The following is a 10,250-nucleotide window of genomic DNA, read 5'->3' on the forward strand; positions in this document are numbered from 1 at the left end:
GGTCAGCCTCAGGGTGAAGTGTGTCTAATCAACAGGGTTTTCGGTCTCTAAGTACTTTTTAAAGGAAACATCATCGACTCAAATCTCTATTTGCAACAGTGCCTTTGAAGATGTCTGAAAAGATGGTCGTCTATTTAACGGCAGAGAAACACATCCTAAGTTCTATCCCTCAAGGAATATGCGGTGGTGGTATTGTAGAACTTGAAATTGATTTATCCAATAAACAAACCGCGACTTTTAGAATAGGTTTTGATGCGAATGCTACCCATAGAATTCAACCAACAGTTTTCTAATTTCAGCTTTTAATCATTTTTCTATTGGATTTAGCTATGGCTATTTTAGTTAGATCCAGGCAAAACGTTGTACAAATGGAATGGAGGTAAGAAATGCGGTACTTCATATTCCTCAAAGTACACTAAATTTTGAATGTGATCATTTCTTAGGTTGATAGATTTTTACATTCTCATCCCTGAACAAGTGGAGCCAAAATCCGAAAAAAGAGGCTTCTGGAGCCGCTTCTTTAAGCCATATGGCTGATCTGATTGTTCACCTGGGCTTATTAAACTCGTGGAACATTGCTCAAAAATTAAGCGTGGAACATGAAGAATCCATAAAAAAGCCCAATCACTACTAATTGGGCTTTTTTCATTAACATAAGATTATGATTTATAATAAATAAAAATTTGCATTTCGTATAAGGTGTATTATGTTAATTTTAGGAAATCTAACATTTAGTCAAAAATACTAACTTGTAAATAGTCCTCATTCACTATATGTATTCTATCTTGATAATTTGTCGATCTTGGAAATACTCTCCATGAAGATATATCTTCTGATAATAGTTGACTATTATCTCCAATTTTTCGATATAAACTATCATCTTCAGTTTCTACTATAATTCCAACATTTGTTTGTCTGATTTTTCTATAACATTGTTCATCAATGATTTTTTTCTCTTTTTTAATCCATTCATTTTGAGAAAAATCATAAAATAATGCATTATTATCATCATCCAAACCTACTAATTTATTGCCATCAAACCAAGAATAAGTAGCTTCATTGACTAAACTATCTGGAATACCATTTTGTATATATTGTTTTAAATCAGATATCTTTTCTTGCGGTATGCTCTCTCTATTCTTTAACTTCTCTTCTATAATTTTTCTTGAGTCACTCGAATTAGATTTGAAATATTTGTCGCTCATAAGTCTTTTATATTCAAGCACTGCTTGAGTATCTAATTGATCCAATATAGCTATTGTGGAATTAAGTTCCCATTCGCAATCTAGACAAACTTCTGAATTGATAACTTTTCCATCTTGCTGTTTCAAATTAATATTATTAGCTTGCTCAACACTATTAATGACTTCTAATGCACCATTACATCCGGCAGCAAGCAAGGTTCTTCCCCAAGAGCCTGTACTAACTCCAAATACCTTTGATTCTCCCCATACTTTATATAAGTCATTAAAATTCATAACTTTACCATTATTCCAACTTTGACCAAAAGGTAATGCTTCTAGCCCTCTTTCAGAGGAAATGTATAAAATATTATCTTTGATATCTAGATCAGTAGACCAAACATCTAAATCGACACATATACCTTGTTGATATTCTTTTAAAAATTTTTGATCTAACTCAATAATAAAATCTTTTTCAAATCTAGTTTTTTCACGAGTGTCTATTAATTTCTTTTCAAATTTCTTTTTTGAATAATCTTTTTTAATATATTCTTTTATTAAATTATTCCAACTATAGGTACAAAGTACCCCATTTACATCTACTGTAAATAAGACACCAGAATAAATGAAAGAATCTAAAAAATTTCCTTCAATATTAATTTTAAATTCAGACATTATTTTATAGCCCTATTTAACTTAACAATCGTTTTTTTCTTCACGCCCGGTGACTGTTCCCATTTTTTTAAAATATCGCTAGGTGGAAAATCCGAAATAGTGTTTACAGGATAACCATGCCAATGATTTTCTCTGTGCTTAACAAATTTAGCAACCACCAAATTAATGCACTCATTCTTTCCTTTATATTTTGGTCTGTAATCTTCACCTATGACTAAAGGACTTTCATCTTCAACTTTAATAGCCCAAATCGATTCTGACTCTTCATGTAACCAATTTTGGTTGTAGCCATGGAAGAAAATCTCTTCCTCTTCTTTTATTTTTACAGTCCATTTACTTTTTTTATCTTTATCCCATTTAGGTGGTCGATGATCATCTTTATAGTCGTATACTGGCATAATGATAATTTTCATTAAAAATTTTTATATTATAGCCACTTAGTTTTCTAAAAATACAGAACATAAAATTTCTTATTTCAAATATTGCAATTGAAACCAACTATCCCCCCCTTTATTTAACATAATGGCTGTTATACGAATTGAATTTGTTAGAACCCATTTAAAGTGTCTATATTCTCACCAATAAAAATGTCTAGTTTATGATGGTTTTCACCATCATGGACTGGATATAAATATAGATGCTGATCACTATGTCTGATAAAGAAATTCAACGTCTTGTAGTTCTGCAAGACGTTCGAGATCATCGTATTACCCAAGTCCGTGCTGCTGAAATCCTGAATCTTTCCACCCGTCAAATAACCCGATTATTGCAGAAGCTCAATCAAGACGGTGTTTCAGGTCTGGCGCATGCCAGTCGCGGTCAACCGGGCCATCATCGCCATGACGATTTATTAAAATCGCAATGTCTTTCCATTATTTCTGAACATCTGCTTGGATTTGGACCCACCTTGGCGCATGAAAAGCTCAGCAGCATATTTGACCTGAATATCCCGGTAGAAACGGTTCGGCGCTGGATGACGGCCAATGACCTGTGGATTCCTCGATCCAAGCGCCTTAAACGTCCATATCAGCCACGTTATAACCGGGATTGCTTCGGTGAGCTGATCCAGATTGATGGCTCATATCATGACTGGTTTGAAGGAAGAGCCACCAAATGCTGTTTGCTGGTTTATATCGATGATGCTACCGGCAAGCTGTTGCATCTGCGCTTTTGTGAGGCTGAAACGACCTTTGATTATATGCTTTCAACCCGAGCCTACATTGAGCAATACGGCAAGCCTCTGGCCTTTTATAGCGATAAACACTCGGTATTCCGAGTCAATCAGAAATCCAGCCAAGACAGCAAGATCACTCAATTTGGCCGGATTCTCAACGAGTTAAACATTGATATTATCTTCGCCAACTCACCACAGGCCAAAGGTCGTGTGGAACGTGCTAACAGGACACTTCAGGATCGTCTGATCAAGGAGATGCGTCTGGAAGGCATCAGTTCGATTGCCGAAGCCAATGCCTGGCTACCCTGCTTCATTGAGCAGTTCAATCAGAAGTTCGCCAAGTGTGCGAGAAATTCCAAGAACTTGCATCGCCCTTTAACAGAGTCTGATGCTGAACTGGAGGATATTTTCACCTGGCAAGAACCGCGTAAGGTCACAAAGAACCTGACCATCACGTATGACAAGTGTATTTATATGCTTGAGCCAACAGCACTGAATCATAAGCTTGTTGGGCAATACATTTCATTTCTGGAGTATCCAGATGGCACTGTAGCCATCATGCATGAAGGACGGAAGATCAACTATAGCGTCTTCAATAAACTGGCTGGACTACAGCAAAATACAGTGGTTGAGAATAAAAGATTAGGCTCGGTTCTAGCCCATATCCAGCAACAGCATGAAGAGTTGGAGAAACAGAATAAACGTTCCCGTCTCAAGAAAAGTATGCCGAGTCGTAAAGCTCAGAAAGCCATAATTGAACAAAGGAATTTAAATCCTGTTCTTGACTCTTGCAGTTAAAAACAGGACATTTTAAATGGTTTATCGCATAGACATTTTAATTGGTGAATAACAAAAAAAACCTGGGCACCAACCCAGGTCTAAAATTTAAAAAACAGATAAATATCAGTGTAATAAACTCATTTTTCTAATTTCGCATAATGTGTATTATGTTAATTTTAGGGAAATTAATCAGTTGATGAAAAATGAAAATAGGAATTTTTTGGTTTTTGCAAAAGCAAGTTATCGGCATAGCTCATCCATTCAATTTAAATGATGCAGATTCAATAGGCTTAATTGATAGTCCATATACACATGTCGATTATTGGAAAAATATGCAAAGTGTATACCCAGAACTACGTCATTATGAATATGAACAGATTCCAAGGGGTAGGGTAGTTTTCGACGCAAATAAAGAAAAAGCAATCGTGTATATGGACAAAAAATTATTTAACACAGTAACAGCCACTAAAATTTATGATTTCTTTGATATTGATTCAGAAAATGCTATTCCAAGAAAAGATCCTCACTATCGTACTTAATTGTTTAATTTAGGCTAAAATGAAATTCTCTTTTAATAGGGGTATGAAGATGAGAAAGCGTTTAAAAGACTATAGCCTTGATCAAATTTCAAATCGTGAAAAGGTTTCGGGTCAAGTATTACCAATCCAATTTAGCAATGACGAAGCGACTAAACGTGTTGTGATGCATAGTGCAAAACGAGTCATTAATCAGCATAAAGCTGAAATCCAAGAGCTTGCTTATAAATGAGTTTGATTAGCTCAACATTCGTCATTGCTGTGCATGATGAGATCCTATTACAAACTGGCGTAGGGCGAATAGGCTGTCATATTGAAAAGCTAGAAAGCGTATTAAGCCGTATAGATCAGCAGATGTATTACAGTAATGTAAGCGACATTTTTGAGATCGCAGCATGGTTTGGTATAGCTATCTCAAAAGGTCATGCTTTTGTTGATGGTAATAAAAGAACTGGTTTAGCTGTAATGCTGACTTATCTCGAAATTCAAGGTGTTACCATTCAGGAACAAACAGGTTTAGATGATTTGATGGTCGATATTGTTGAATCACAAGAAGAACATGAATTATTAGCCAAAATTGTGGCTGAATTCTTATACGAGCTTTCGATAATTTAAACTAAGAAATCAGAATCTGAATATTTGGATCATCGATATTCGATAAAAGATTCTTATAAATTAAATAATTTTCATCCTCTCGGCAGATAAAAAATACTTCTGCAACATGATCATATTGAGGCAACATAGAGAGTATAGTGCCAATCGCAATTTCAGCAGCCTTTTGAGGTGGAAAACCATAAACACCTGTACTAATACATGGAAAAGAAACAGTGAGTGCATGAATTTCATTAGCTTTGAATAGTGCATTACTATAAGCATCACAAAGCAATTGTGGCTCATTGTGTTCGCCATCTAACCATCGTGGTCCAACCGCATGAATAAGGTATTTAGCAGGCAGATTACCTGCTGTTGTTACTTCTGCTTGACCTGTAGGGCATCCACCTTTTTCTTGATTTAGACGAACACATTCTTCTTTCATCAATGGTCCAGCTTTTTTATGAATTACATAATCAAGTCCCCCACCACCAAGCAAAGATTTATTTGCTGAGTTAACGATGGCATGTACAGCAAAAGCTGTTATATCTGCTTGGATGAGATAGACTTTTTTCATAATTAGTTTTATAGAATACCCTTTTGTTTCTTATATTCAGTAATGATTGTTCCTAATTCTGGTTCAAATAATTTGATATATTCATCAGATAGACCTCTACTACTAGATGGATGTGGTAAGCACACAACTTGGCATTGTTCAAAATTATCAAAGTAAACTTTAAATCGAGTACCATCAAAATCTGTTTTTTGTACCATTTTTAAGGGTTCTATTTCTGGACCAACAATAGCAGTAAACCTATCCCAAACATCTATATTTCTCAGAAAATTAATAAGCTTACTACCCATAAATAAAATTACTTTGGGTCTCAAAACTTCAATATGATGAATAAAATTATCAACTGCTTCTTTTTCTAAGAAACGATTATAGCTTTCTATATCTGCATTACTCGTATAGGCCCAATTAGTTTGAATAATACATTTATCAAAGTCTGAACCTAAATTTTCATCGTTTAATGGGTGTCCCCAAAAATTAAACCATTTTTTGATATTTTTATCATAAGGCCAAGTATTGGAAGAAGGACCATACCTTAGGGATTTATTACTAAATGTACATTCAATGCTCATATCTACTGTGGGACGGCTATCGCTTTCATCCAGTTTTTGATCTTCTTTTGACCATCCCCATTCATAGCCACAAATCATTAATCCGTTTTTATCATTAAAGCCTTCGAAAATTGAATTTGCTAAATTTAGATTTCTTTCCATTATTCTTTTCTCAGATGAACTCAAACCTTAAGTTAACACATATATTCAATATAAATCAATTACTTACTTAAAAATAGGTGCTATTGTAATTACATTAACGGTTTTTAGGAGACTCTAGGTATCATCACATTTGTAACAAAAAATATAATTTATATAAATCATATACATAAATATTTTATTTTAGATATGAAAATTAATATTTAACATAAAATTTCTTATACGAAATTTAGTTGTAACTCCAAAATAGAAATGTCCGGTTTCTCCAAAGTAAAAATGTCCGCTTTTAGATAACTTTAGCAACTCGATAGACAGTTGCAACTCCACAATTCACTGCTTTGGCAATTTCTTCCTTAGTCATATTGCCAGCTGCTAGCAATTCTTTTATTCGTTTGTGCTTAGCCTCATTGGCTTTCTTACCTGTTGGCTTGTAACCCGAACGTGCCAGGCCCTGCTTAATACGTTCTATACGTTTCTCATTGTCTAGGCGAGCCATTGTTGCCAGGAGATCAATCAACATATTGTTGATGAGTTCCAGGATTGAATGAGTAATGCTGTCACTGGTTTGAATCATTTGGTAGGTAGTAGGAAGATCCGCTACGACTAAACGAAGTCCCTTCTCCTGGATCCTGCGCTTCAGCTCTTGAAAATCTCGTTGGGTTAGGCGTGATAAGCGGTCAATACTTTCAACTAACAAGGTGTCACCTTGATTTGCTTCTGACAGCAGCTTATTCAATTCAGGTCGGTCTAACTTCGTACCACTATAGTTTTCCACGTACACAATGGTTTCACCCAAATTCAAGTTTTGGTTTAGATCCTGAAGAATCTGCAAAGCCCTTTCTGCATCTTGATCTTTAGTTGAAGCTCGTAGATAAATACGTGTATTCATTTCTATCATTTAATCTTAATTCTATTAGATTAATGATAACAATATCATTTAATTATTGCATTAAGTCTAATGATAGATATTGTATGCGATTTGGCTCGCTATCATTCAGCTATACTCTTTTGATAGAAAAATCATGACAGAAGGGCATGCTTGGTAAGTTCATATAACGTGTATTATGTTAATTTTAGATTTACTAAAACTATTTTTTGAGAACTAGGCTGTTATGGGAACTGTAAAGCTCAAATCTTCTGATGAAGTTTTTCAATTAAAAATTAGCCTTCTAGGCAGTGATCCTGAAATCTGGAGAACTATTCAAATTTCATCGGCAGCTACTTTATCTACGCTCCATAAGGCAATTCAATCTGCTTTTGATTGGGAAGATAGCCATTTACATGAATTCACGACTATTAAGCATGAAAAGATCAATAAAAGACAAAAATTGAAAGAAGTTCTACGTGTAGGTAAAAAAATTATATATACATATGATTTTGGCGATTGTTGGGAACATTTGATTACTGTAGAAAGCAGACAATCTCCTGATTTAAATAAAAAATATCCATGTTGTATAGATGGTCAAAATCATGCTCCATTTGAAGATATTGGAGGAATTTTTGGATATCTTGATATTTTAGATGCATTACAAGACCCTAAACATCCAAGATATGACGATTACATGCAAATTATCGAGGATGAAATAGGAGAGATAGAGTTTGATCCGACCTACTTTAATTCACATGATATTAAGTTTTAAACCTGATTTAACATAATGGGCGTTATACGAAGTACACTTGTATATTAATCTAAATATCAACCACTTAATAAAAATAGAAAAATCCAAAAATGACCAAAAAGCCGATTTTGAAACAAGTCGGCTTTTTTATGAGCGGTTTTGATACTTCTTGCCAATAAATTTGACTAAAAAATAGTCAGTTTTGAGGTTTTTCAAATTTTATCAATGCCTCAATGTCCAAAATTATCCACATTTTTTGTGGATAAAATTTAGGCTATTTTGTAAGCCCTGGCTCATACCAATCTCGGCCCTTTGCTGCTATCCGCAATACTGGAAATTTCCTATCATGAAGACATAGAGAGCAGGATGCTCCAGATAAAAAGAATAAGATGAACAACAAGGAACGTGAGATCAGACAGGAGTCAGATCTAAGCGCCAAATATGGAAAAGCCCGACAGGATGTCGGGCTTTTTTATTGCCTATCCTTTCTCATTTGCAAAACAAACATAATGCCCCTAAAATATAGACTATAATCTATATTTTGGTTGTGGTATGTGGACAGTCATTACGACAGATCTATTTAATCAGTGGCTTGAACAGCAAGATGAACCTACACAAGAGAAGGTCCTAGCTGCCCTGGTTGTTCTACAGCAGCAGGGACCGAGTTTAGGCCGTCCTTTAGTAGATACTGTGTATGAGTCTAAATTTACCAATATGAAAGAACTGCGTGTTCAACATCGCGGTAGACCCTTAAGAGCTTTCTTCGCATTTGATCCCTTACGACAGGCTATTGTTCTATGTATTGCTGATAAAGGCGGTAAAAAGCGTTTTTATAAAGACATGCTGGATATTGCAGATGAACAATACCAACTTCATCTCACTACCCTAGGAGATAAATCTAATGGCTAAGACTCTGCAAGAATTGTTAGCTAGCCGCTCTCCAGAGAGCCAAGCCCGTATTCAAAAAATGGCTGATGAATTACTGCTAGAAAATCAGCTTCATCTTATTCGTGAAGAACTCGAAATTTCTCAAAAAGAGCTTGCTGAAACTTTGGGAATAAAACAGCCATCGCTTTCAGCAATAGAAAATCGTGGCAATGATCTTAAGATTTCAACCTTGAAAAAGTATGTTGAGGCAATGGGAGGGAAGCTCCGTATTGATGTAGAGCTTCCAACAGGAAAACATATAGGATTCAACGTTTAACAATAAAAATGGGAGCTATAGGCTCCCATTTTTAGATTCGTATAACGTTGAACCCAACGGTAAATAGTCGTGTGATCAACATTCACACCCCGTTCGGCCAGCATTTCCTGCAGTTCACGATAGCTAATGCCATATTTACAATACCAGCGCACAGCCCAAAGAATGATTTCGCCCTGAAAATGCCGACCATGGAAAGGATTCATATGCTGCACCTTTAGCTAAAACAGTCTTCAGCTTACCATTCGTGGTTATTTGCAACAGTGCCGATTTTTTGAAAAAAGCATAGGTCTAGATAATCAAGCTAGATTTTTTAAAACTCCACATTGGTCAATTGTACATAAACCATCACAAGTACCTCTTAAATCAGATAGTTGTTCAATAAGCTTTTGTTGCTTGATTATATTTTCTCTGATAGCACTGACATGTAAGTCAATTAATTCATTCACATCTGAACAATTTTTCTCAGGTTTGTCTTTATAGGTAAGTAATTGACGAATTTCATTCAAACTCATATTTAAAGTTCGGCAATTCAAAATAAATTTAATTCGCTCAACATAGCCTACATCGTAAAGGCGGTAATTTCCTTCCGTTCTTTCCGGTTCCGGAATTAAACCTTCCTTTTCATAAAACCTAATTGTTAATACTGAACATGAGGTTTTTTTAGAGAGTTCACCAATTTTTAAATGCATTGAGTTAGTATTTCCAAAGATTCTTGACTCTATAGTAACTATAGGGATTCTAATATTCAAAGTTTATAATTTTTTTAATGGGTATAATTATGAGTGGTTGTGGATGTAGTAAAGAAACACCATGCGAAGATAAGAAATCTCAACAAGAAAATCATCCATCAATTGCAGAAGCAAACAATTCAAAGAATTGTGATAATACGCTTAGCTGTTGTGGTGAAGAGGAAGAAAAAAAATCTTCATCTCCTTGCTGTAACACTTCAAACAGTTGTGAAGATACCGCACAATCCTGTTGTGGTTCTGATCCCAAAGAAAATTTAAGCACTGAAGACGTTTTAAAAGATTCGCACTACATGAGTGAATACTTAGTTCCCAAAATGGATTGTTCTGCGGAAGAACAGATGGTTCGTATGGCGCTATCTTCAATTGATGGTGTTCAAAAACTCATCTTTGATTTACCTAACCGTTCTTTAAAGGTTCTACATAATCAAAAAGATGAAAATATAACCACCAAACTTGAAGC

Annotated in this window: 14 protein-coding genes and 2 pseudogenes; 9 read left to right on the forward strand and 7 right to left on the reverse strand. The window is 35.0% G+C overall.

Annotated features, from left to right (window positions below):
• The first annotated feature begins 110 nt into the window (after positions 1-110).
• Positions 111-293 carry a hypothetical protein gene (locus ACE01T_RS16135; protein ID WP_151726270.1) on the forward strand — a complete coding sequence of 61 codons (183 nt, stop codon included), beginning with the start codon at positions 111-113 and terminating at the stop codon, positions 291-293.
• 438 nt (positions 294-731) lie between these two features.
• Here the strand turns inward: ACE01T_RS16135 and ACE01T_RS16140 are convergent, their stop codons facing one another.
• Positions 732-1,856, reverse strand: coding sequence for a hypothetical protein (locus ACE01T_RS16140; RefSeq protein ID WP_395519675.1), 1,125 nt, complete (start codon positions 1,854-1,856; stop codon positions 732-734).
• Entirely contained in the window at positions 1,856-2,269 is a 414-nt protein-coding gene (locus ACE01T_RS16145; protein WP_147395603.1) for a hypothetical protein, read from the reverse strand. The genes ACE01T_RS16140 and ACE01T_RS16145 overlap by 1 nt, the downstream gene beginning before the upstream one ends.
• A gap of 224 nt (positions 2,270-2,493) precedes the next feature.
• Here ACE01T_RS16145 and ACE01T_RS16150 point away from each other — a divergent pair, with 224 nt between their 5' ends.
• The 4 genes from ACE01T_RS16150 to ACE01T_RS16165 all read left to right on the forward strand — a co-directional run bounded on the left by ACE01T_RS16150 (position 2,494) and on the right by ACE01T_RS16165 (position 4,961).
• Complete coding sequence (locus ACE01T_RS16150) at positions 2,494-3,828, forward strand: ISNCY family transposase (RefSeq protein ID WP_395519676.1); 1,335 nt, start codon at positions 2,494-2,496, stop codon at positions 3,826-3,828.
• Between the two features lie 185 nt (positions 3,829-4,013).
• Entirely contained in the window at positions 4,014-4,349 is a 336-nt protein-coding gene (locus ACE01T_RS16155; protein ID WP_025466893.1) for a hypothetical protein, read from the forward strand.
• Positions 4,350-4,398: 49 nt separating this feature from the next.
• Positions 4,399-4,578 carry a hypothetical protein gene (locus ACE01T_RS16160; RefSeq protein ID WP_001231652.1) on the forward strand — a complete coding sequence of 60 codons (180 nt, stop codon included), beginning with the start codon at positions 4,399-4,401 and terminating at the stop codon, positions 4,576-4,578.
• On the forward strand, positions 4,575-4,961 hold the full coding sequence (locus tag ACE01T_RS16165) for a type II toxin-antitoxin system death-on-curing family toxin (RefSeq protein ID WP_000053135.1): 387 nt from the start codon (positions 4,575-4,577) through the stop codon (positions 4,959-4,961). Before ACE01T_RS16160 ends, ACE01T_RS16165 begins: the two co-directional genes overlap by 4 nt.
• A 1-nt stretch (position 4,962) precedes the next feature.
• On the opposite strand, the gene ACE01T_RS16170 is transcribed toward ACE01T_RS16165, so the two are convergent.
• The 3 genes from ACE01T_RS16170 to ACE01T_RS16180 form a co-directional block, all read right to left on the reverse strand.
• A complete protein-coding gene (locus ACE01T_RS16170; RefSeq protein ID WP_253145875.1) occupies positions 4,963-5,514 on the reverse strand; it encodes a macro domain-containing protein in 552 nt (183 codons plus the stop codon).
• Between the two features lie 8 nt (positions 5,515-5,522).
• Entirely contained in the window at positions 5,523-6,221 is a 699-nt protein-coding gene (locus tag ACE01T_RS16175; RefSeq protein WP_006582673.1) for a hypothetical protein, read from the reverse strand.
• Between the two features lie 283 nt (positions 6,222-6,504).
• Positions 6,505-7,116, reverse strand: a complete 612-nt coding sequence (locus ACE01T_RS16180) for a recombinase family protein (RefSeq protein WP_004740252.1) — start codon at positions 7,114-7,116, stop codon at positions 6,505-6,507.
• 214 nt (positions 7,117-7,330) lie between these two features.
• On the opposite strand from ACE01T_RS16180, the gene ACE01T_RS16185 reads away from it, so the two are divergent.
• The 3 genes from ACE01T_RS16185 (at position 7,331) to ACE01T_RS16195 (ending at position 9,041) form a co-directional block, all read left to right on the forward strand.
• Positions 7,331-7,858 carry a plasmid pRiA4b ORF-3 family protein gene (locus ACE01T_RS16185; protein WP_000537573.1) on the forward strand — a complete coding sequence of 176 codons (528 nt, stop codon included), beginning with the start codon at positions 7,331-7,333 and terminating at the stop codon, positions 7,856-7,858.
• 531 nt (positions 7,859-8,389) lie between these two features.
• On the forward strand, positions 8,390-8,746 hold the full coding sequence (locus ACE01T_RS16190) for a type II toxin-antitoxin system RelE/ParE family toxin (protein ID WP_004668307.1): 357 nt from the start codon (positions 8,390-8,392) through the stop codon (positions 8,744-8,746).
• Complete coding sequence (locus tag ACE01T_RS16195) at positions 8,739-9,041, forward strand: helix-turn-helix domain-containing protein (RefSeq protein ID WP_005237493.1); 303 nt, start codon at positions 8,739-8,741, stop codon at positions 9,039-9,041. Before ACE01T_RS16190 ends, ACE01T_RS16195 begins: the two co-directional genes overlap by 8 nt.
• A 41-nt stretch (positions 9,042-9,082) precedes the next feature.
• Here the strand turns inward: ACE01T_RS16195 and ACE01T_RS16200 are convergent.
• Positions 9,083-9,244 (reverse strand): annotated as a pseudogene (locus ACE01T_RS16200) (IS6 family transposase); the annotation flags it as partial.
• 93 nt (positions 9,245-9,337) lie between these two features.
• Positions 9,338-9,730, reverse strand: coding sequence for a Cd(II)/Pb(II)-responsive transcriptional regulator (cadR, locus tag ACE01T_RS16205; protein ID WP_000550240.1), 393 nt, complete (start codon positions 9,728-9,730; stop codon positions 9,338-9,340).
• An 89-nt stretch (positions 9,731-9,819) separates the two neighbouring features.
• Between cadR and ACE01T_RS16210 the strand changes: the two are divergent.
• Positions 9,820-10,250, forward strand: a pseudogene (locus tag ACE01T_RS16210) (cation transporter); the annotation flags it as partial.

It is taken from the genome of Acinetobacter uliginosus, assembly GCF_044130295.1.
Lineage (GTDB): Bacteria > Pseudomonadota > Gammaproteobacteria > Pseudomonadales > Moraxellaceae > Acinetobacter.